Origin of the sequence: Gottfriedia luciferensis (genome assembly GCF_001712755.1) — a bacterium.
GTDB lineage: Bacteria > Bacillota > Bacilli > Bacillales > Bacillaceae_G > Gottfriedia > Gottfriedia luciferensis_B.
In genome coordinates, this window is the sequence record NZ_MDKC01000033.1 from 1 (window position 1) to 23,236 (window position 23,236).

Annotated in this window: 22 protein-coding genes and 1 riboswitch; of the genes, 5 read left to right on the top strand and 17 right to left on the bottom strand. The window is 33.1% G+C overall.

What is annotated here, in order from left to right; translation table 11 throughout:
* Positions 1–165 precede the first annotated feature (165 nt).
* From thrS to BED47_RS16535, 6 genes are all read right to left on the bottom strand, one after another.
* Entirely contained in the window at positions 166–2,082 is a 1,917-nt protein-coding gene (gene thrS, locus BED47_RS16510; RefSeq protein WP_069034545.1) for a threonine--tRNA ligase, read from the bottom strand.
* A 408-nt stretch (positions 2,083–2,490) separates the two neighbouring features.
* Positions 2,491–2,964, bottom strand: coding sequence for an acyl-CoA thioesterase (locus tag BED47_RS16515; RefSeq protein WP_069034546.1), 474 nt, complete (start codon positions 2,962–2,964; stop codon positions 2,491–2,493).
* Between the two features lie 147 nt (positions 2,965–3,111).
* Positions 3,112–3,819, bottom strand: a complete 708-nt coding sequence (locus tag BED47_RS16520; protein ID WP_069034547.1) for a hypothetical protein — start codon at positions 3,817–3,819, stop codon at positions 3,112–3,114.
* Positions 3,820–3,970: 151 nt separating this feature from the next.
* Positions 3,971–4,732, bottom strand: a complete 762-nt coding sequence (gene sdhB, locus BED47_RS16525) for a succinate dehydrogenase iron-sulfur subunit (RefSeq protein ID WP_069034774.1) — start codon at positions 4,730–4,732, stop codon at positions 3,971–3,973.
* Between the two features lie 7 nt (positions 4,733–4,739).
* Positions 4,740–6,509, bottom strand: coding sequence for a succinate dehydrogenase flavoprotein subunit (sdhA, locus tag BED47_RS16530; RefSeq protein WP_091022795.1), 1,770 nt, complete (start codon positions 6,507–6,509; stop codon positions 4,740–4,742).
* Between the two features lie 9 nt (positions 6,510–6,518).
* On the bottom strand, positions 6,519–7,154 hold the full coding sequence (locus tag BED47_RS16535) for a succinate dehydrogenase cytochrome b558 subunit (RefSeq protein WP_069034549.1): 636 nt from the start codon (positions 7,152–7,154) through the stop codon (positions 6,519–6,521).
* 300 nt (positions 7,155–7,454) lie between these two features.
* Between BED47_RS16535 and BED47_RS16540 the strand changes: the two genes are divergently transcribed.
* Positions 7,455–7,901, top strand: coding sequence for a YslB family protein (locus tag BED47_RS16540; RefSeq protein WP_069034550.1), 447 nt, complete (start codon positions 7,455–7,457; stop codon positions 7,899–7,901).
* Between the two features lie 585 nt (positions 7,902–8,486).
* On the opposite strand, the gene BED47_RS16550 is transcribed toward BED47_RS16540, so the two are convergent.
* Together BED47_RS16550 and uvrC are read right to left on the bottom strand one after the other, a co-directional pair.
* Entirely contained in the window at positions 8,487–9,728 is a 1,242-nt protein-coding gene (locus BED47_RS16550; RefSeq protein WP_069034552.1) for an aspartate kinase, read from the bottom strand.
* A 105-nt stretch (positions 9,729–9,833) separates the two neighbouring features.
* Positions 9,834–10,009: riboswitch (Lysine riboswitch) on the bottom strand.
* Positions 10,010–10,083: 74 nt separating this feature from the next.
* Positions 10,084–11,859: an excinuclease ABC subunit UvrC gene (gene uvrC / locus BED47_RS16555; RefSeq protein WP_069034553.1), complete on the bottom strand. Its 1,776-nt coding sequence runs from the start codon at positions 11,857–11,859 to the stop codon at positions 10,084–10,086.
* Positions 11,860–12,006: 147 nt separating this feature from the next.
* Here uvrC and BED47_RS16560 point away from each other — a divergent pair, with 147 nt between their 5' ends.
* Positions 12,007–12,438: a PepSY domain-containing protein gene (locus BED47_RS16560; protein ID WP_069034554.1), complete on the top strand. Its 432-nt coding sequence runs from the start codon at positions 12,007–12,009 to the stop codon at positions 12,436–12,438.
* 205 nt (positions 12,439–12,643) lie between these two features.
* Here the strand turns inward: BED47_RS16560 and BED47_RS16565 are convergent, their stop codons facing one another.
* The 3 genes from BED47_RS16565 to trxA all read right to left on the bottom strand — a co-directional run bounded on the left by BED47_RS16565 (position 12,644) and on the right by trxA (position 15,385).
* On the bottom strand, positions 12,644–14,272 hold the full coding sequence (locus BED47_RS16565; RefSeq protein WP_286162539.1) for an MDR family MFS transporter: 1,629 nt from the start codon (positions 14,270–14,272) through the stop codon (positions 12,644–12,646).
* Positions 14,273–14,351: 79 nt separating this feature from the next.
* Positions 14,352–14,789 (bottom strand): MarR family winged helix-turn-helix transcriptional regulator, encoded by a 438-nt coding sequence (locus BED47_RS16570; protein WP_069034555.1) that lies wholly within the window; start codon positions 14,787–14,789, stop codon positions 14,352–14,354.
* 278 nt (positions 14,790–15,067) lie between these two features.
* Entirely contained in the window at positions 15,068–15,385 is a 318-nt protein-coding gene (trxA, locus tag BED47_RS16575) for a thioredoxin (RefSeq protein ID WP_056472391.1), read from the bottom strand.
* Between the two features lie 171 nt (positions 15,386–15,556).
* Between trxA and BED47_RS16580 the strand changes: the two genes are divergently transcribed.
* From BED47_RS16580 to BED47_RS16590, 3 genes are all read left to right on the top strand, one after another.
* Positions 15,557–16,027 (top strand): GNAT family N-acetyltransferase, encoded by a 471-nt coding sequence (locus tag BED47_RS16580; protein ID WP_069034556.1) that lies wholly within the window; start codon positions 15,557–15,559, stop codon positions 16,025–16,027.
* Positions 16,028–16,234: 207 nt separating this feature from the next.
* Complete coding sequence (locus BED47_RS16585; RefSeq protein ID WP_069034557.1) at positions 16,235–16,393, top strand: FbpB family small basic protein; 159 nt, start codon at positions 16,235–16,237, stop codon at positions 16,391–16,393.
* 241 nt (positions 16,394–16,634) lie between these two features.
* Entirely contained in the window at positions 16,635–16,874 is a 240-nt protein-coding gene (locus tag BED47_RS16590) for a hypothetical protein (RefSeq protein ID WP_084006963.1), read from the top strand.
* Positions 16,875–17,038: 164 nt separating this feature from the next.
* Here the strand turns inward: BED47_RS16590 and BED47_RS16595 are convergent, their stop codons facing one another.
* From BED47_RS16595 to BED47_RS16620, 6 genes are all read right to left on the bottom strand, one after another.
* Positions 17,039–18,016: an electron transfer flavoprotein subunit alpha/FixB family protein gene (locus tag BED47_RS16595; RefSeq protein ID WP_069034558.1), complete on the bottom strand. Its 978-nt coding sequence runs from the start codon at positions 18,014–18,016 to the stop codon at positions 17,039–17,041.
* 67 nt (positions 18,017–18,083) lie between these two features.
* Entirely contained in the window at positions 18,084–18,857 is a 774-nt protein-coding gene (locus BED47_RS16600) for an electron transfer flavoprotein subunit beta/FixA family protein (protein ID WP_069034559.1), read from the bottom strand.
* Positions 18,858–18,913: 56 nt separating this feature from the next.
* On the bottom strand, positions 18,914–19,684 hold the full coding sequence (locus BED47_RS16605) for an enoyl-CoA hydratase (protein WP_069034560.1): 771 nt from the start codon (positions 19,682–19,684) through the stop codon (positions 18,914–18,916).
* 37 nt (positions 19,685–19,721) lie between these two features.
* On the bottom strand, positions 19,722–20,309 hold the full coding sequence (locus BED47_RS16610; protein WP_069034561.1) for a TetR/AcrR family transcriptional regulator: 588 nt from the start codon (positions 20,307–20,309) through the stop codon (positions 19,722–19,724).
* A 265-nt stretch (positions 20,310–20,574) separates the two neighbouring features.
* Positions 20,575–22,281, bottom strand: coding sequence for an AMP-binding protein (locus tag BED47_RS16615; protein ID WP_069034562.1), 1,707 nt, complete (start codon positions 22,279–22,281; stop codon positions 20,575–20,577).
* Positions 22,282–22,407: 126 nt separating this feature from the next.
* Positions 22,408–23,217, bottom strand: a complete 810-nt coding sequence (locus BED47_RS16620) for a sugar nucleotide-binding protein (protein WP_069034563.1) — start codon at positions 23,215–23,217, stop codon at positions 22,408–22,410.
* Between the last annotated feature and the right edge of the window lie 19 nt (positions 23,218–23,236).

Sequence of the window (23,236 nt, forward strand, 5' to 3'; positions counted from 1 at the left end):
AAACTGCTCAAACATGTTAACATTTAAAACCTTAATAGATCATCCAAAAAATGATAATTTCATCATTAAATAAATGTTCAGTTAATGTCCGTTTTCCCTATTGACCATTTTATATTTCAACACTTAAAAAAAATCCTCTATTATAAAAATAGAGGATTTTTAAAATTAAAATAGAACTTTTTCTAATTTTTGTTGTTTAATCATTTCTAAGAAGCTATCGAATGGTTGAGTACCAATGTCGCCTTCGCCACGTTTACGAATAGCTACAGTATTATTTTCAACCTCTTGGTCACCAACTACTAACATATAAGGTAATTTTTGAAGTTGTGCTTCACGGATTTTATATCCAATTTTTTCGCCACGTAAATCAGCTTCAACACGAATTCCTGCAGCTTTTAATTGATCAGCAAGTTTTTGTGCATATTCATTGTGAACACTTGAAATAGGTAATACTGCTACTTGAACTGGTGCTAACCATAATGGGAATGCTCCAGCAAAATGTTCAGTTAAGATTCCTAAGAAACGGTCAATTGAACCATAAATTGCACGGTGGATAACAACTGGACGTTCTTTTTGGTTATCTTCATTAACATAAGTTAAATCAAATTTCTCAGGCATTTGGAAATCTAATTGAATTGTAGCACATTGCCAGCTACGTTTTAATGCATCTTGAATATGGAAATCGATTTTCGGACCATAGAATGCGCCATCGCCTGGGTTTAATTTAAAGTCTAAGTTCTCAGATTTTAGAACATTTTCTAACGCTTGCTCTGCTGAGTTCCATAACTCTTCTGAACCCATTGAATCTTCTGGACGAGTTGATAATTCTACTTTGTAAGTGAATCCGAATACGCCGTAAATTTCTTTAATTAAGTTAATTACTTCAATGATTTCGCCTTCAATTTGATCTGGACGACAGAAGATATGCGCATCATCTTGAGTAAAAGTACGAACACGCATCATACCATTTAACGCACCAGAATATTCATGACGGTGAACTTGACCATTTTCACACATACGAACCGGCAGATCACGGTATGAATGTAGTTTATTTTTATAAACTAACATATGACCTGGGCAGTTCATCGGTTTTAATGCGAATTTTGTTTCATCAACCTCAGTAAAGTACATGTTTTCATGGTAGTGATGCCAGTGACCTGATTGCTCCCATAATCTTTGATTCATAATGAATGGTGTACGAACTTCTTTATAATCTTTTGAAGTTTGTAATCCGCGCTCATATTGTTCTAATTCATTACGGATAATAGTACCTTTTGGTAAGAAGAATGGCATACCAGGTGCCTCTTCAGAGAACATGAATAATTCAAGCTCTTTACCTAATTTACGGTGATCACGTTTTTTTGCTTCTTCTAATAAGAATAAATGCTCTTCTAATTCCTTCTTACTTGGGAAAGCAGTACCATAAACTCGTTGAAGCATTTTATTATTCGCATCGCCTCTCCAATATGCACCAGCAACTGATAATAATTTAATCGCTTTTACACGGCCAGTTGTAGGAACATGTGGTCCACGGCAAAGGTCTACGAATTCACCTTGAGTATACATTGAAATAACTGCATCTTCTGGTAGATCACGGATTAATTCTAGTTTAAACTCATCATCTAATTCAGTGAAGAATTTAATTGCCTCTTCACGACTAACCTCTGAACGAGTAATCGGTAAGTTTTCTTTAATAATTTTTTCCATTTCTTTTTCAATTTTAGGTAGGTCTTCTACTTTAATTGAAACAGGAAGATCAATATCATAATAGAAACCGTCAGCAGTTACTGGTCCAACCCCAAATGCAGCTTTTTCACCTTTATAAAGACGTTTTACTGCTTGAGCTAAAATATGTGCAGAACTATGACGCATCATTTCTAATCCATCTTGATCATCTTGAGTAATGATTTGAACTTCACAATCTTCAGTAATAGGTGTATTTAAATCCACTAATTTACCATTAATTTTTCCACCAAGCGCTTTTTTCTTTAAGCTAATGGAGATTGAACCCGCGAAATCTTCAACTGTTGTATTTTGTTCCACCTCGCGAATTGATCCATCTGGTAATTTAATTGAAATCATTTAAGTTCACTCCTTTTTCAAATTAATTTTGACAATAAAAAAAGAGCACACTCGTAGGGACGAATGTGCTCGTGGTTCCACCCTAATTTAATGTACACAAAAAATATGTATACAAAATCTCAACGTTTTAACGGTCTACACCGATAGTAGTTACTTGTAAAAAAATTACGTTCCCCACTATAGCTACAAGGTGGTAAGTCATTCAACGTATAGAGAATTCTCGCACCAAATGAATTCCTCTCTTACTATCGTCTTGAACGCTCGTGTCCTTGATCTTTGCTTTTCCTTATTCGTATAAAAGTATTATATAGAATGTCATTGAATTCTTCAAGTACTCATCTTAAGATAAATTTAATTGTTTTATCATTCTATTCAATCTTTATTCAGTATGTGACAACATTACTTGTTTTAAACACTAACGATCGAATTCTTTATTTCATTTAAAAATTTTTCTTTCCAATCTTTTTTCCATTGTTCACTTCGTCCTGTATGACGATTTATATTTACTAAAGAATTTCGTCCAGTAAAGCAAATTTCACTTTGAGGATTAACTCCCATATAGTGTAAATCGATTGATGAATTTCCTACTTTTGCAATTTTTACGTATACATCGATGATCTCATTAAAAAATACTTGTCGTAAGTAATCACATTGTAAATCAGCAACAACTGGAATAAATTCACTATGATTTGCCGTCCATTCTTGCATAAGCCCTAAATATTTTAAATACTCAATTCGTGCTTCTTCAAAATAAACGAATGGAACTGTGTTATTCATATGTCCAAACATGTCCGTTTCACTAAATCGAACTTTAATAGTTATCTTAAATGAAAACTCAGATTGCCACTCCTGTATATTAGATACATAATTCATTTTCCCCATCGAATTTGCCCCCTTACTATCTATATTATATCATTAATTCCTTTAAAGAATGAATATTCATTCAGTTCCAAGGGGGGCAGGATGAAGGAAATAAAGGACTCTTTCTTTACCCTAACCCTATTAAGTCATAACAAACATCCTTAACATTTAATAATTTTGATGAATATAATTTCCATGTTTAAATGTGATTCTTTTGAAATGGTTATTTCGCATCCATGCATCTACACGTTTTTCAAAAAGCTCTCCCCCATATATTGGGTATCTTTCAGAAATAAGATTTTTTTCATTATATATCTTATTTTTAAAATCATTTGTCCTGATTAAATAACATTGATCTGAAAATCCATAACCAATATAAAAGTTTTCATCTTCATCTATTGATTCTTGTTTTGCCTCAAAACTATTTCCATTCCATACTGGATTTGCTACTTTGATTCTTTCATCAGCTTGAAGTTTTAGTATTGATAAATCAATCCAATTAAAAGGCTTTTCTAAAATAGAATCACTTGAAAAATGAAGTAGATACTCAGTCTTACAAAGATAAATACTAACAAGTTCTGAGATTGAATAGTAATAACCACCTTTGAAGCTCTCCTTAGTAACCTCAAAATAATTAAGTGCTTCATTTGAATAATCATCAACTATTACATATGACGATAAGACATCCCTTGCGACAAGTTTGTCTGCATGACGACTGACTTCCCATACATCTTGTACGTTATTAATATATAAAACTTTTTCTTTAAATTGAAATTGATTAAACTCAATCATTTTTTCGATCCGGTCTGTCTTTAAAAGTACTTCCCAATCTTTTTCGTAGCATTTCGTCTCAAATGTCACTTCAAACTGTTGCATTTAAGTTAACCTCCGTTCGAAAGGAGTAAGACACCGCACATCCCTTTGCTGCTCTTACTATTGATATGATTTAAAAATGGAGTTTATTAGAAGATATTGATTTAAAAATGCAAAAAAAGCATGTCCCGAAAAGGACATGCTTTTAAGTTTATTAAATTTCGTCGCTTCCAAAGAAGTCTTTGAAAGATTGGATTGTAGTTGCACGGTTTAACGCTGCAATTGAAGTTGTTAAAGGAATACCTTTTGGACAAGATTGGACACAGTTTTGTGAGTTACCACAGTTTGATAGTCCACCGTCTCCCATAATTGCATGAAGACGTTCTTCCTTATTCATTTCTCCAGTTGGATGAGCATTAAATAAACGTACTTGTGAAAGCGGTGCAGGCCCAATAAAGTTAGATTTACTATTAACGTTTGGACAAGCTTCTAAACATACACCACAAGTCATACATTTTGATAATTCATAAGCCCATTGACGTTTTCTTTCAGGCATTCTTGGTCCAGGACCTAAGTCATGCGTTCCATCAATTGGAATCCATGCTTTAACGCGTTTTAAAGAATCGAACATGCGGCTACGATCAACTTGTAAGTCACGTACTACTGGGAATGTGCTCATAGGCTCAAGACGAATTGGTTGTTCCAATTTGTCAATAAGCGCAGAACATGATTGTCTTGGTTTACCGTTGATAACCATAGAACACGCTCCACAAACTTCTTCAAGACAGTTCATGTCCCAAGAAATTGCAGTCGTTTCTTTTCCATTTGAATTAACTGGATTTTTACGAATTTCCATTAACGCCGAGATTACGTTCATATTCGGACGATAAGGGACAGTAAATGTTTCTTCATATGGCGCAGTATTTGGTGAATCTTGACGTTTTATAATTACAGTAATTGTCTTTTCAGCAGTCATTGTTCCATTATGCATTTGCTTTGTCCTCCTTTTTCTTAGAATAATCTCGTTTTCTTGGCTCGATTAATGATGTATCAACATCTTCGTAATGGAATAATGGTGAATTTGATTTCTCATCAAATTTAGCCATTGTAGTTTTTAAGAATTCCTCATCATTACGGTCTGGGAATTCAGGTTTATAGTGAGCTCCACGGCTTTCATTACGGTTATATGCACCTAATGTGATAACACGTGATAAGTGAAGCATGTTTTCAAGTTGACGAGTAAATGAAGCACCTTGGTTACTCCATTTAGCTGTATCATTAATATTAATGTTTTGATAACGCTCATAAAGCTCTTGAATTTTTTCATCAGTTTTTAATAAGCGATCATTGAATCGAACTACAGTAACGTTGTCTGTCATCCACTCTCCAAGCTCTTTATGAAGAAGGTATGCATTTTCTTTACCGTCCATTTTATAAATACGATTCATTTTTTCTTTTTCTTCATTTGCATTTGATTCAAATACAGAAGTTGAAACATCATCTGAAGATTTAGCTAAACCATTTACGTATCTTACAGCATTTGGTCCAGCAACCATTCCACCATAAATAGCAGAAAGTAATGAGTTAGCTCCTAAACGGTTAGCTCCGTGCATTGAGTAATCACACTCACCAGCAGCAAATAAACCAGGAATTGTCGTCATTTGGTCATAGTCAACCCATAATCCACCCATTGAATAGTGAACTGCTGGGAATATCTTCATTGGAACTTTTTTCGGATCATCACCTGTAAATTTCTCATAAATCTCGATGATTCCACCAAGTTTTACATCAAGTTCATGTGGATCTTTATGTGAAAGATCTAAATAAACCATGTTTTCACCATTAATACCAAGCTTGTGGTCAACACATACAGAGAAAATCTCACGTGTAGCAATATCCCTTGGTACAAGGTTTCCATATGCAGGATATTTCTCTTCTAAGAAATACCATGGTTTACCGTCTTTATAAGTCCAAACTCGTCCACCTTCACCACGAGCACTTTCACTCATTAAACGGTTTTTATCATCTCCAGGAATTGCAGTTGGATGGATTTGAATAAATTCACCATTTGAATAAACTGCACCTTGACGATATACAGCTGCAGCAGCTGAACCAGTGTTGATAATTGAATTTGTAGTTTTACCAAAGATAATACCAGGGCCACCAGATGCCATAATTACAGCATCTGCAGGGAAACTTACGATTTCCATTGATGTTAAGTTTTGTCCAACGATACCGCGACATACTCCTTCATCATCAACTACAACTCTTAAAAATTCCCAGCCTTCATACTTTTGAACTAGACCTTCAGATTCGTAACGACGAACTTGCTCATCTAATGCATATAATAATTGTTGTCCAGTCGTAGCACCAGCAAATGCTGTACGGTGATGTTGCGTTCCACCGAAACGACGGAAGTCTAATAATCCTTCAGGCGTACGGTTGAACATTACACCCATGCGGTCCATCATATGAATGATGCCAGGTGCTGCTTCTGCCATTGCCTTTACTGGTGGTTGGTTTGCTAAGAAATCTCCACCATAAATCGTATCATCAAAGTGCTCCCAAGGAGAGTCACCTTCACCTTTTGTATTAACCGCACCATTAATTCCACCTTGAGCACATACTGAATGTGATCGCTTTACAGGAACTAATGAGAATAAATCTACTTTTGTGCCAGCTTCAGCGGCTTTAATTGTTGCCATAAGACCAGCTAATCCGCCACCGACGATAATTATTTTACCACTCATGATTCTCTCTCCTTACTTGTACGCTAGTTGTGGATCAATGAATGCAAAGATAGCAGTTAATCCAACGAATGATAATACAACGAAAACACCTAATGTAACATATGTTGAAATACGTTGTGATCTAGGTGTTACAGTAATTCCCCATGATACAAAGAATGACCATAATCCATTAGCAAAGTGGAAAATTGTTGAAATTACACCTACTATATAGAAAACTAACATAAATTTCGATTGGAAAATATCAGCCATCATATTATAATCAACAGTTGCTCCCATTTGAGCAGCAATACGTGTTTGCCACACGTGCCATGTAATAAAAATTAAAGTTATTACACCAGAAATACGTTGGAATAAATATAACCAGTTACGTAAGTATCCATAATTTTTAACATTGCTAGTTCCTGTGAACGCAATGTATAATCCGTAAATTGCATGGTATAAAATTGGTAAGAAAATGACAAAAACCTCTAAAAAATAGCGGAATGGTAAATTCGCCATAAATTCAGCAGCTTTGTTGAACGATTGCGCTCCATTTGTCGCAAAATGATTGACAACTAAGTGCTGTGTTAAAAAGATTCCAACTGGAATAACTCCTAGCAATGAATGAAGTTTTCTAAAGAAAAACTCCCTTCCATTCTTGTTGCTCATGTAAACCCCTGCCCCCTTTAGTTTGTGCACATGAAAATTTAATTCCTCTATTATTCTAAAAAAATAGAATAAATAAGCAATACGCATAAAAAGTCGAAATTTTTATGACATTTATCTACAACCCATTTTACTCCTGATAATATAGCAGGTCAAGAAAACGCGTACATTTTTCTTTACTGAAAAAACTTCTCATTTAGTTTGGTAATCCTTGTAATCTACATATGTCGAATTATTGTTTTTACTATTCAATATTGTATATAATAAAAACATGTTTTTTAGGAAAGGGAGAGTTATCCGACCATGACGAACGGCATTGAAAATTTAAATATTCCAGGAAATATTTCTGGTTTTGGCTATGAGCTAATACGTAACGATCTATTGAATGATTTATTAGGAAAAGAGCAAAATGATATTTTATATTGGGCGGGTAAAATGATTGCCAGAAAATATCCTTTAGCAACCTTTGAAGAAATTATAGAGTTTTTTGATCAAGCTGGTTGGGGTACTCTTACTGTTGAAGAAGAAAAGAAGCAAGAAGTTCATTTAACATTATCTTCAGAATTAATTACATACAGAAATCAACAAAAAAAGAACGTGTCTTACCAATTAGAAGCTGGATTTCTAGCGATGCAAATTGAACAACAAATCGATGTTATAGCTGAAACGTATGAAGAGCAAAGCAAAAGAGGCGACAAAGTAAAGTTCCAAGTAAAATGGGATTTAAAGGATCCAATTACAAGAAGATAACACAAAAAACACCGCAAGGAATTTTGGTCCCTTGTGGTGTTTTCTTTTTTCTTTTGAAATATTTAAATATAAGTTCAAAGACGGGTACAACTATGAGGATTTTCAAACAAATCATTAAGATTAAATTTCTAATTTAATTTAAGGAAAAAGATCAGTTTACTTCCTTACCCCTTCTCTTTCCTTTCCTTACTTTGATCCTGCCTCCTAATTCCCTCAAAATTCTTGTTTCTTTTAACTCCTTTAATAATAGAATTTAACAAGAATAAACAAATAGAAACAAAAAACAAAATGGCGAGTATTAATAGAACGAATTGTAGCACAATTTCTCCATATCCGTAGGCAAGTATGCTATGCCTCATTATTAATACCTCCTTCTTTTATTTACCATTTAGCCGTTCGCCGTACTTATATTAAATTTACAGAATCTTTATATAATTTATTCGCTTAACGAATAAAAAACCCTTTAAAGCGCTATCTCTATACTATACGGCTCGGTATATCTGAACGTGATGAATATTGAAAAAATCAATATTTCAAAGCCTATATATTAAGAATTTGAACGCCTAAAAGGGTTTATTTTAATAGTTAGTTTTCTACTACTACTTCTTCATTAATACGATCTAATTCATATCCTTTATGAAGAGCGTGAACTGCTTCTTGTAATTTTGATTTTGGTACAACTGTTGAAACTTTAATTTCAGAAGTGCTTACCATTTTTACAGGGATTTCACTTTCAGCTAAAAATTTAAACATTTTTGCAGCAACACCTGGATTTGAAACCATTCCACTACCTACAATTGAAACTTTAGCAAGTTCACTTTCAAAATCAAATGAGCGGTAACCTAAAAACTCTTTCTTTGATTCTAGAACCGTTATTGCTTCCATCATATTTTCAGATTTGATCGAGAATGAAAGATTTACTAAGTTATCTGATGTTACGCTTTGGATAATAATATCAACATCAATACCTTCACTTGCTAATAAAGTAAAGATTTTAGGTAATAAATCTACATGGTTATTTAAACCATTTAATGTCATCCTTGTTACATTAGATTCGAATGCGATTCCTCTTACGACTGATTGTTGTTCCATTTGTGTTTCCTCCCCAATAAATGTACCGATTTCATCATGTTGACTTGAACGAACTTGAATAATTAAATTATAATTTTTTGCGAATTCTACTGCTCTTGGGTGTAAAACCGCTGCTCCTAAAGCTGCAAGCTCTAGCATTTCATCATAAGAGACATGGCTTAATTTAGATGCATTTGGTTCAACTCTTGGATCCGTAGTATAAACACCTAATACGTCCGTATAAATATCACAACGTTCTGCATTTAAAGCCGCTGCCAATGCAACAGCTGTTGTATCTGAGCCACCACGACCTAATGTCGTAATTTCATTGTTGTCACCTAAACCTTGGAAACCAGCAACAATTACGATATACCCTTCATCTAGTAATTGTTGAATTCGATCAGTATGAATGGTTTCTATACGTGCATTTCCATGGACAGATTCAGTTTGAATTCCAGCTTGCCAACCAGTTAGTGAAATAGCTTTAAAACCTTTTGCCTGGATTGCCATTGCTAGTAAAGAAATCGAAACTTGTTCCCCAGTAGTAAGTAACATATCTAACTCACGTTTACTGTTTTGTGGACTAATTTGAGCTGCTAAACTAACTAGTTCGTCTGTATGATGTCCCATCGCAGATACAACTGTAACTACTTGGTTTCCTTCTTTATATGATTTGGTTACTGTTTCAGCAACATGCTGAATTCGTTCAATTGAGCCTACTGAAGTACCACCGAATTTCTGAACAATAATTCCCATTTTTCTCATCCTCACTTTTTACTTAAAAAAGAATACAAAAAAGCGCGTGAAGCAATGTTCACGCGCCTAATTTACAAATAAATAAAATAGACAAATCATCAACATCTCTTCAATAGCTCCCCGCATAATTATTATGCGACAGTACTACATTTCTTAAATGCAGTCCCAACAAAATGAATTGTGGATTCATTTTATTTCGGCAAAACTTCCTTTCAACTGTCCATTACAACGCCACACGTCTATGACAGCATACTTTTAAGTTTTGCACCTCTATTACGAGAGAAAATCATTTAATTTTAACTAAAATATAAATTATTTTGAAAATAGTGTCAAGATAAAAATTTTGGTAACGATCTCACTCTTTATGGAAATGCTGATAAATTTCTTCTGCAACATTTTTTGGCATTTTAGCTGCTATCAACTCATCAATTGATGCCTCTTTTATTTTTTTTACTGAACCAAAATGTTTAAGAAGGGCTTTCTTTCTTGTTCCACCAACACCTGCTATGCCATCTAAAGCAGATTGAACCATTGATTTACTATGAAGCTGACGATAGAATTCAATCGCAAATCTGTGTACCTCGTCTTGAATTCTTTGTAATAAAAAGAACTCTTGGCTTTGTCTTCCAAGTTGGACAATTTGAGGTGGTTGTCCTATTAATAACTCTGAAGTACGGTGCTTTTCATCTTTAACAAGTCCAGCTGTTGGGATAAATAGGCCTAACTCATTTTGGAGTACATCTTCAACTGCAGCTAGATGGCCTTTACCACCATCCACAATTATTAAGTTTGGTAAAGGTAAATTCTCTTTTAATGCTCTCGAGTATCTTCTACGTACTACCTCACGCATTGAATCGTAATCATCAGGTCCTACAACAGTTTTGATTTTATATTTGCGGTAATCTTTTTTTGAAGGTTTTCCGTCTATAAAGACAACCATAGCTGAAACAGGATTTGTTCCTTGAATATTTGAATTATCAAATGCTTCAATTCGATACGGAGTTTCAATATTTAAAATATCTCCTAGTTTTTCTATTGCTTTAACTGTTCTTTCTTCATCACGCTCAATTAATTTAAACTTCTCACCGAGTCCAATTTTGGCATTTTTATTTGCTAATACAACAAGTTCCTTTTTTTGGCCTCTTTTAGGTTGGAATACAGGAATTTTAAGTAAACTTTTTAAAATTTCAGTATCAACTTTATCTGGTACAAAAATTTCTTTTGGTTTTATATTGTGTGGTTTTTCATAAAATTGCCCAATAAATGATAGGAACTCTTCTTCTGGTTCATCGTAAATTGGAAAATATGATACATCTCTTTCAATTAATTTCCCTCTTCGAACAAAGAATACTTGAACACACATCCATCCCTTATCAACCGCATATCCAAATACATCTCGATCAACTAAATCACTACTCATCATTTTCTGCTTTTCCATAGTCGCTTCAATAGATACAATTTGATCTCGATACTCTTTTGCGCGCTCGAAATCTAATTGTTCAGATGCAGCAATCATTTTTGCCTCTAACTCTTTTCGTATTTGGTCTTCCCCACCGTTTAGAAAACGGGCAATTTCATTAACTATTTCCGAATTTTGATGATCAGTTACTTCTTTTACACAAGGCGCCAGACACTGACCAATATGATAATATAGACAAACTTTATCTGGTAATGAAGAACATTTTCTTAATGGGTATAGACGATCTAATAATTTTTTTGTTTCATTAGCGGCAGTAGCATTAGGGAATGGTCCAAAATATTTTCCTTTATCTTTTTTTACATTTCGCGTAATCAATAAGCGAGGATGTTTTTCAGCAGTTATTTTAATAAAGGGGTATGATTTATCATCCTTCAACATGATGTTATATTTCGGATCATATTTCTTAATTAAATTCATCTCAAGAATTAAAGCTTCCATATTAGAAGAAGTAACAATATATTCAAAATCAGTTATCTCTTGAACTAATCGATATGTCTTACCATCATGGGATCCCGTGAAATAAGATCGAACTCTATTTTTTAATACTTTAGCTTTTCCTACGTAAATGATCGTCCCTTGAATATCTTTCATCAAATAGCAACCAGGCTGATCGGGTAGAAGCGCTAATTTTTCTTTTAAGTGATTGTCCATTTCCTCTCACCTCTTTCGTACAATTGTACACTTAATATTATAATCTCCACATATAAAAACTGAAAATACTTTAATGTTATTAAGTAAAAATTAAGTTTTCTATTGTAACTTTAATTTCATCAAGAGAAGAAAAGGAGAAATGTTAAGATGAAAAAAGTAAGAGTTGTTCATTTTTGGATTGGTGTGATTGTTTCGGTTTTCCTATTAATCGAATCTACTACAGGAATTATCCTGTATTTCAATAAAGGTGGCGAAGAAAAAGGAAGATTTTCTATGCAAGGACAGTTTCCATCGGGTGGACAGTTCAATGGAAATCAACAATCTCAAAATAGCGATCAAAACACTGCTCCTCAAAATGGACAAAGTGGCAATAATACTCAAACCCCATTTCAAAATTTTGGAAAAAGACCTGAGCAGTCTGCATTTTCAGTAAAAAGCTTACATACCGGCATAATTGGTTTAATTAGTGGTATCGGTCTTTTTATACTTACTGGAACAGGATTAACTTTATCTTGGATCTTGTGGAGTAATAAACGAAAAATGAAAAAAAGAAAAGAAAAAGTATCAATGGCTATTTAACAAAGGGGGGGGCCAAAAAAGTAAATCTTTTTGGGAACTCTCTTTTTTCTTCATATGGCAATCAGTGGTCAATTGGCATATTTAATTTAAAATAAAAACCATCCAAATTATGTAGTGACCCCAAATGTTAGATACGGCTAACATTTGGAGGTGCACTTCAATTAATTCTGGATGGTTTTCGCTTTTATTATATCAGCTTCGGAAATTAAGAAGTCGCAGTTTCCACTTCTACTTGTTCTTGCTCATTACCTTCTTTATCTCCAGCTTTTCTATTTGTTAATTTAATTGGTGTTAGGAATAATGTTACGATTGCACCAATTATGATGAATCCTAAACCAACAAAGAATACTTGGTGTAATGAATCCATTAATGATGTTTTAATGATCGGTAACATTCCTTCTAAAATTGGCTTTGGAATTAGCTTTTTAGCATCCGCATTAAATAACATTGTAAATACAGATTGAGGAGTTGTATTAATCATGTCTTTAAATTTGTCTACTAATGGTGCAGCTTGAGCTGGTAATTTATTTAAAAATGGAACTAAATCATGGTTTAAAAGTGTTCCTGACTTACTGTTCATTACAGCACCTAAAACAGTTGCTCCAAAAGTACCACCGATTGAACGGAAGAATTGACTAGAAGATGTTACAATCCCTAATTCCTTCTTATCAAATACTTCTTGAAGAGCTAGTGTAATTGTCGGCATTACTAACCCAATACCTAGACCCATAACTCCCATAAAGATAGTTGCAATTGTTTTACTTGAATTCATATCTAAAGTTGTTAATAAATATAAACCTAATGCAATTACGAACATACCCGTAATAATCTGTGGTTTAATTCCTACTTTAAATACAACCTGACCACCGATAATACTTGCAATAATCATAGTGATCATCATTGGCGTCATAATTGTTCCCGATTGTGTTGCACTTACTCCAACAATACCTTGCATGAAGAATGGTACGAACATAATTGCACCAAACATCGCTATTGTCATAAAGAAACCAATTAAGTTTAATGTTACGAAAGTTCTATTTTTGAATAAATGCATTGGTAGAATTGGCTCTTTAGCTTTATTTTCTGCAATAACGAAACTAATGATTCCAACTACAGCTAATACAAATAAACTAATGATTTGCCATGAATTCCAATCATATTTAACTCCACCTAAACTTAAAGCAAGGAGTAAACTTACGACACCAATAATCATAGTCACCATACCAGCGATATCGAAATTGATTGGTCCAGTATTTTTTCTTCCTTTTAAACCTAATGCAATAAAAATTGTTGCGACAATCCCTACAGGAAGATTAATGTAGAATACCCATTTCCAGTTTAATGAGTCAACAATCCATCCACCAATTTGTGGTCCGATTACTGAAGCTAAACCGTAAATACCACCGAAAACCCCTTGGAATTTCGCACGTTCTTTACCTGTAAATAAATCCCCGATTACAATCATCGCCATCGGCATCATTACGCCGCCACCGATACCTTGAATACCACGGTAAATAATTAATTCAGTCATATTATGGGCAATACCACATAATGCTGAAGCTGCCATAAATATAACTAAACCTGCAATATAAACACTTCTACGACCTAATAAGTCTGCTAATTTACCTGCGATCGGCACTACAGTAGTTGAAGTTAATAAGTATGCTGTTGTAAGCCAAGTCATCATACTTAAACCACCAAGGTCCCCTACAATTTTAGGCATTGCAGTACCAACTATCGTGCCATCTAATGCCGAGAAAAACATTGCAATTATTAGACCAATTAGCAATAGTTTACGATTGCCTTCTTTTTGGACAACTGTATTTGTACTCAAAATATATTTCTCCCTTCTCTCTACCTTATCTTTTTTCTTTTTATAATTACTAATACAAAAAAGTATCTTGTAAAAATTTCTATAAATCTGCTGCAGCATTTGCAAGCTTTTCAGTAATCTTTGCAAATTGTAATAACTCATCGTCAGAAAGGTTAAACAAGAAACCTTCAAAAATTTCTTTTCGATCTTTTATCACTGATTCTAATTTTTTAATACCTTCCTTAGTTAACATAATATTTACAACTCTTCGGTCCTTTTTATCATGTTCTCTATATACAAAGTCATTATGTTCAAGTCGATCAATCATAAATGATACAGCACTTGGTTTTACACCCATCATCTCTGCTATTTCAGATATTTTACAGCTTTCTTTTTTTCGTAAGTACATTAAAACAAAAAATTGAGTAGCTGTTACCCCATGACTATTCATGCTTTCTGTCACTTTTGGTTGCATTTTATGAATAGTACTTTGAAGTGCAATCTGAATCCGTTCAATGTACTCATTTTTGTTAGCCAAGAAAGTTAACCTCCTTTAAAAATTAATCAAAATAAATATTTAATGTCTGTTAAATATTAATGCTTATTAAATATAAAACGTGACAGAAAAATAGTCAATCTTATTTAAATTAGAAATTTTTAACATAACTCTAATTTTTAATATTGATCATTATAATGAAAACATTTACATTGGCTTACGGTATTGGTTTTATAAATATTGTCCTAGCCAGCTTTTTTTATTTAAAAATACAAAAAAAAATGCACTCATATTATGAGTGCATTTCTTACAAATTATAATTAACCAATATGTGGAGTAATTAATTCTTCTAAAGCTTCTTTAGGTTTGAAACCTAAAGTTTTTTCTACTACTTCGCCGTCTTTAAGAACGAATAATGATGGAATGCTCATAACTTCAAATTTAGCTGCTGTTTCTTGGTTTTCATCAACATCAACTTTAACAATTTTAACTTTTTCTCCGTATTCAGAAGCTAATTCTTCTAATACAGGAGCAATCATTTTACAAGGACCACACCAAGTTGCCCAAAAATCAACTAATACTACACCTTCTTTTGTTTCTTCTGCGAACGTTGCGTTTGTTGCATTAACAATTGCCATTTATTTTTTCCTCCTACCTGCGCAAGCTACATAAGTAAAATATGTAGATTGACATAATTTGTTATAATTTTAATGAAAGTATACCATATGAGAATTAGCATTTTCTATTTATTTGCTCAAACTTACTATTTCCAAACAAATAGTTGATATACCAATGAAAGGACTAAAAAAGTGATAACATTTGAAAGAATTACAACAGACTTAATTGAAGTAATTGAAGAAATTACAAATTCAAATCAAAATTACAATAAAATGGAGAATGGTCGTTTAACACGAACAAAAGAAGAACTAATGAAGGAATATTTTTTTTCCTCACATCAAACGGAAACTTATTTTATTAAATTAGATGATACCTATATAGGATTAATTGATTTCTTAGCGCTAAATCCTAAAGATGGTTTCCCATGGCTAGGACTTTTAATGATCCATCATGATTACCATGGATATGGATTTGGAACAAACGCATTTATACTATTTGAAGAACTACTTATAAAAAGAAATATTAACGGTTTACGATTAGGAGTGTTAATTAAAAACCAACAAGCAAAATCTTTTTGGAAATCACAGGGATTTAAATATATAGAAAATAAATCGAATGCAGATGGTATTGAAGTAGAGATTTATGAAAAGATTTATTCATAAAATTTTCATATTTAAATGTTAAATTATTGATTGTCTGCTTCATGAGACTTCTAGATTATCGATTTAGTCCATGAGTAACGATTCAATTCGATACTTTTGTCACAATTTCGTAAAATCTTACTCGAATTAATGCCAGATTTTTATGTTAATATATTGTTGAATATAATAATAATATTCAAAAAATTTAACACGATAGGAGTGGCATTTATGAGAAAACCTTTACGTAAATCGTTTAATCAATTAGTTCATGAGAATAAACAATCTTTATTACGAAACAAAGAAGAAATTGAAAAAATTGAAAGTAAAATTGAAAAGCGCCACGAATTATTATCTGAAAAAAACAAACTAAACAAAGCTATATCATAAATTTTAAGTAATCCTTAAGAGGGATTACTTTTTTTGTGTTGTTCTAAAAAATTTCTTCCTCTCTCTTGAACCTACCTATTTGACAATGTTCAACTTCTCCAATATAAGCAAATACAAGCTGTAAAAAATCACTTCTTTCTTATATATAAAGTGCAATTACTGATTCAACTAAAATAGGCGAACTCTTATAATAATAAGACGTACTATATAGTACATTGGTCTAGAAATTGGAGGTAAAAGTATGCATCATCCATTTTGGAATTTACATCCGCATCATCCCCAACATCCTATGAGAAACGGTGTTCAAGGTCATGTACAAACTGATCATCAATCAATCATGCAAATGTTCATGAATCTTGAAAATCAGATTACAAACCTTGTAAAAGCAATCGAAGCAAATAATGAATTACTTAGACAACTTGAACAAAAACAAAATCAAGTTGTAACAAGTGGCGGTGGATCAGTCATTGTTAGGATGTAAGGACAATGGCTTGTAAACGAATAGAAGAACTATAAAAGAGGTGTCACAAAAGTTAAAGTACTTTTGAACCCCTCTTTTTTAAATTTTTTTGCAAGACGTACACTTGAAAAACACAAAAAACCCACAAGATACTAACTTGTGGGCTATCATTTATAGCTTTTATATTAAGAGTTAACTAATACAGCTTTAAATTCTTCTGTTAATAAAGGTAATACTTCGAATAAGTCACCAACGATACCGTAATCAGCTACTTTGAAGATATTAGCTTCTGGATCTTTGTTAATTGCAACGATTACTTTAGAGTTTGACATACCAGCTAAATGTTGGATAGCTCCTGAAATACCACATGCAATGTATAAATCAGGCGTTACCACTTTACCAGTTTGGCCAATTTGTAAAGAGTAGTCACAATAGTTAGCATCACATGCACCACGAGATGCACCAACAGCAGCACCTAGTACTGAAGCTAATTCTTTTAATGGATTAAAGCCTTCTTCACTCTTAACGCCACGGCCACCAGCAACGACCACTTTCGCTTCTGAAAGGTCTACACCTTCACTCGCTTTACGCACAACATCTTTGACGATTGAACGTAAGTCTTTAATTTCAACCGAAACAGCTGCTACATCACCAGTGCGAGAAGCATCTTTTTCTAATGCTGAAATGTTATTTGGACGGATTGTCGCAAAAATAAATGGATCTACCATAACTTTTTTCTCGAATGCTTTACCTGAGTAAATTGGACGAGTGAAAACAATATTTCCACCAGCTACTTCGATTGCAGTAACATCTGAAATAAGACCACTTTGCATACGAGCAGCAAGTTTAGGAGATAAATCCTTACCTAAAGCTGTATGACCGAATACTAGACCTTCTGGTTTTTCTTGGTCAATAACTGCTAAAAGTGCTTGAGAATATCCATCAGAAGTATAGGATGCTAATTTTTCATCTTCAACAACGATTGCACGATCTGCACCGTATTGAATCATTTCAGCAGCTAATGCACTAACTGATTTACCTACTAATACAGCAACTACTTCTCCGCCCTCAGCAACTGTTTTAGCCGTACTTACTGCCTCAAATGAAACATTACGTAGTGATCCTTCACGAACTTCGCCTAATACTAATACTTTACGTGACATGTTATTTCCCTCCAAAATTTTCTATTACGATATTAATCTATTATTTAAGTTCTAATATTCAATAAAATTAGATTACTTTTGCTTCAGAACGTAGTAATGAAACTAATTCTTTTACTTGGTCTTTTAATTCACCAGTTAAAACTTTGCCCGCTTCTTTCTTAGCAGGTAGGTAAATTTCAATTGTTTTCGTTTTTGCTTGAACTTCATCTTCTTCTAAATCTAGATCATCTAATTCTAATTCATCTAAAGGCTTTTTCTTAGCTTTCATAATACCAGGTAAAGAAGGATATCTTGGTTCATTTAAGCCTTGTTGAGCAGTGATTAATAATGGTAAAGATGTTTCGATGATTTCTGTATCACCCTCTACATCACGTTCGATTGTAGCTGTCGTACCATTAATGTCAATCTTAGTAATTGTTGTCACGTAAGGAATATTTAATAATTCAGCAACGCGTGGACCTACTTGACCAGTACCTCCATCAATTGCAACATTACCTGCTAAAATAATTGAAGGATCTTTATCTTCTAAGTATTTAGCAATAAGTTTTGAAGTTGTATATTGATCAGCATTTGTAACATCATCTTCAACGTTAATTAATACAGCTTTATCAGCACCCATAGCTAGTGCTGTACGAAGTTCTTTTTCACTATCTTCGTTACCAATTGTTATGACAGTCACTTCGCCACCATGAGCGTCACGAATTTGAATCGCTTCTTCAACTGCATACTCATCGTATGGATTTATAATAAATTCAGCGCCATCCTCTTGGATTGCACCATTTGAAATTGTAATTTTCTCTTCAGTGTCAAATGTTCTTTTTAATAGTACATAAATGTTCATTGTTATACCCTCCCAGGAAATGTAACTACATCTATTTTTTTAAAATATTAAACTACTTATTTATTAAACACTGGTTTTCTTTTTTCTAAAAATGCCGAAATACCCTCTTTTGCATTTTCAGTTGTAAAAATTTCTCCAAATAATTTAGACTCTTCTTCCACCGCTTCATGATATGAATTAGTTCTAGTAGAAGATAGTAGTTGTAGAATATATTGAATTGATTGCATACTTTTATTAGCTATTTTAGCCGCTAATGCATTTGCTTCATCTAATAAAGTTTCTTCTGGCACTACAATTGTAGCTAATCCAATTTTCCCAGCTTCAACACCAGAAATTGGTTCAGAAGTCGCAAGCATAACTAACGCTTTATCTTTACCTACATAACGTGGTAATCGTTGTGTCCCAGCAAACCCTGGAATAATTCCTAAGTTTAATTCAGGTAAACCAAGTTTTGCGTTTTCTGCAACAACTCGAATATGACAGCTCATTGCAAATTCAAGTCCGCCACCTAATGCAGCTCCGTGAATTGCTGCGATGATCGGCTTAGAATAATTTTCAACACGATCAAAAACTAGTTGACCTCTTCTTGCAACAGCTGCTGCATCTTCAGCATTTTTGAAAGAAGTAAATTCTTTAATATCTGCACCTGCAGAGAAAAATCTACCTTCTCCATGAACAACTAAAACGCTTACATCATTGTTATTTTCTAATTCATCTAAACGCTTAACTAAATCAGCAAATACAACCGAAGACATTGCATTTGCTGGTGGATTTTGAATTGTTAATAATGCAATACCATCGGATATTTTACATTGAATTAAACTCACAACTATTCCTCCCTATTTTTCAAAATGTACTAGAACGTTAATTTTGGTACCCGCATCCTCTTATTAATAGTTGGTGGACTTTATCGGCTTTAGCTTCTAAATCTTGTTTTTGACCAGTCATTACCCAATGGGTCATCACTTCATCAATCGTGCCGAAGATCATTTGTCTAGCTGTACGAATATCCAATTGTTTGTCGAACAAACCACTATTGATTCCTTCATTTAAAATTGAATCAATGATATGTAGATACTCTTTTAGTACCTCATTTATTCTTAATCTCAGGTCAATATTTGTTTGTCTTACTTCCAATTGCATAACGATTGCCAAATGCGAATCTTTAGACATTTCATAAAAGTGAGTTTTTACCAACATTAATAATTTCGATATCGCGTCCGGTTTACCTTCAATTTTTTGACGAATTTTTTCAGTAAAATTTCCCATCTTCTCTTCAAACAGTGAAATTAAGATGGATTCTTTATTTTTAAAATACAAATAGATTGTTCCGTCAGCTACACCAGCCTGTTTTGCAATTTTAGAAACCTGCGCCTGATGGTAACCATTTTCAGCAATTACAACAACTGCAGCATCAATTATTTGTTTATATTTTGGTTTATCTCTTTTCATTTTTTATTAACCCCTTCTTACAGTGAATGAATAATCATTCATATTCTCATAATACAAATTTATCAGAAAATTGTCAATTGTCCTGTAATATTTTTATGTATAAAGTTTCTTACAAAAGCTTTTACTATTCTTTTTAATCTTTGTACTTATATTTAATTTTATCAGGTTTTTTTCTAATCAATCTTTAAATTTATTTTAGCATAGTATTTTTATAACGGTTCATAAAATAAAGAGGGATGCTTCTGTTATCATCCCCCATATATTATTATATTAAATTTTCATCAGAATCCTCAGGTTTCGTATTCTTTTGTTTTTCTTCTTCTAGTAATGTTCTTCTTAAGATTTTACCAATCATTGTTTTTGGTAATTCATTTCTAAATTCATATATTCTCGGAACCTTATAAGCTGCTAAATATTTTCTGCAAAAATCATCTAGTTCAGCCTCAGTCACTGATTTTCCTTCTTTTAATACAATATAAGCTTTAACTGTTTCTCCACGATATGCATCAGGAATACCAACTATAACTGCTTCTTTAATAGCCTCGTGTTCATATAATACTTCCTCGATATCTCTAGGGTAAACGTTAAACCCTCCTGCATTGATCATATCTTTCTTACGGTCAACGATATAAAAGAAGCCTTCTTCATCCATGTAGCCTAAATCACCTGTATATAACCAGCCATTTTTTAACGTGGTTGCAGTTTCCTCTGGTCGATTCCAATACCCCTTCATTACTTGTGGTCCTGAAACGATTAATTCCCCAATTTCACGATAAGGTAATTCTTCGTCAGTTTCTAGAGATACTATTTTAGCATCTGTACTTGGCCAAGGAACTCCAATGCTGCCCGTCACTCGCTTATCCCATAGGAAATTACTATGTGTAACTGGAGAAGCTTCTGATAAACCATAGCCCTCTACTAATTTTCCACCTGTCACCTTTTCAAATTGATCTTGAACTTCAACAGGTAATGCTGCAGAACCACTTAAGCAAGCATGAATACATGAGATATCATTATTCTTTAAATCAGGATGATTTAATAATGCGATATACATTGTTGGTGCACCAGGGAATAATGTAGGCCGATATTTATTGATTGCTTTAAGCATTTGAGTTGCATCAAATCTCGGAACGATAATCATTTCATACGCACACATGATTGACAAATTCATACATGTCGTCATTCCATATACATGAAAAAATGGTAAGACAGTCAAAATCTTTTCTTGGCCCTTCTTACTTTTATATAACCATTTCTCTGCCATTAACGTATTTGATGCTAAATTTTTATGTGTAAGCATTACACCTTTAGGAAATCCAGTGGTTCCTCCAGTATATTGAAGGATTGCTACATCTTCTATACTACTACTTGAGAGATCCTGTTCAAGCGGTGCGGATATTTGCATAATAAAACTAAATTGATGAATCGAGTGATCATTAGGTATCTCAGGTGCCTTTGGCTGTTTTGAATAAGGATATAACAGCTTTTTAAAAAATGGTAAATAGTCTTTAATCCCAGTAACAAAAATATGTTGAAGATTAGTAGATTTTTTTACTTCGTACACTCTATTAATTAATAAATCTAAACAAATAATAGCTGTTGCACCACTATCATTCATTTGATATTCAAGCTCACGTTCTGTATATAGCGGATTTGTTTGGACGATAATTGCCTCTGCAAAAAGAATCCCATAATAAGCAATCACTGCTTGAGGGCAATTTGGAAGCATAATTGCAACTCGATCACCTTTTTTAATTCCTAAATTCCTTAAAAAATTGGCGAATCTTAAAGACTGAATATAAATTTCATTAAACGTCATCGATTTCCCAAGGAAATTAAGCGCTTTCTTAGCTGGATATTTTGAAGCTGTTTGCTTTAAATATGTTGGTAATAAATTAAACTGTTCGTCTAATGTAGCTGGTATTTGCTCTGGATACTGACTCACCCAAGGCCTTAATCTTGGTTCCTCCATACCATTCACCACCAGTATTTTAAAAGTATGTTCATACTAAAATTAGTATATGTTACAAATTTCAGCTATACAATCAAAATATTAAGAATATTTAATCACCAGTGGATTTTGAATTTGTTTTAGAATTTAATGAACTAATTGATTAATTACTTCATCGCTATCATAGTAAAAATCAGGTGACAAATCGGTGCGATTAGTCAATAATCCAAAATTGTATTCATCATAGTTTTCTAAAGTGAGAGATTTGACTTTCCCCTCATTGGATAAACTTTTTACAAGTTTAAATATAAATGAGTATTGCGAGTCAATATTAGTTGTTGCAAGGTGAAATATCCCTTTTAAATCATTTTCAATAATTCTTCTTACTTGCTTAGCAATTCCTGTATCAATTGCATGATTCAAAAAAATATTATCATATGCTTCAATTTCTTGACCCTTTTCTATTTTATCTTTTATTTCATTTAGTCTTGGTGAATGCTTTCCCCAAACCATTGGCAATCTTAATACAATCCCATTATCGCCAATCTCATTCTTAATTAATTCTTCACATTTTATTTTAAATTGTCCATAATCTGATTCGGCAATAGTAAGATCGTTTTCAGCGTGATGCTTTGAAACTTCTCCATCAAAAACATTTGTTGTAGAACAAAATAAAAATTTCGTTGATGTTGATTTTATTTTTTCTACTATTCTAGAATGCGCCTCAAATTGAACAGTAAAATCACCACGTAAACAAGAAACAATTACATCTGGACAAATACGATCAATCCAGTCCAAAATTTTCTCTGAATCATTAATATCCCACTGTAATTGATGATCATTTTTCAAATCTAATTTTGTTTGATTGAACGTTCCATAAACGTCATAATTAGGAGAAAATTCTTTTATTAAAGCCTTCCCAACTAGTCCACTAGCACCTAAAATTAATAATTTCATTGTCTCTCTCCTTTTTACA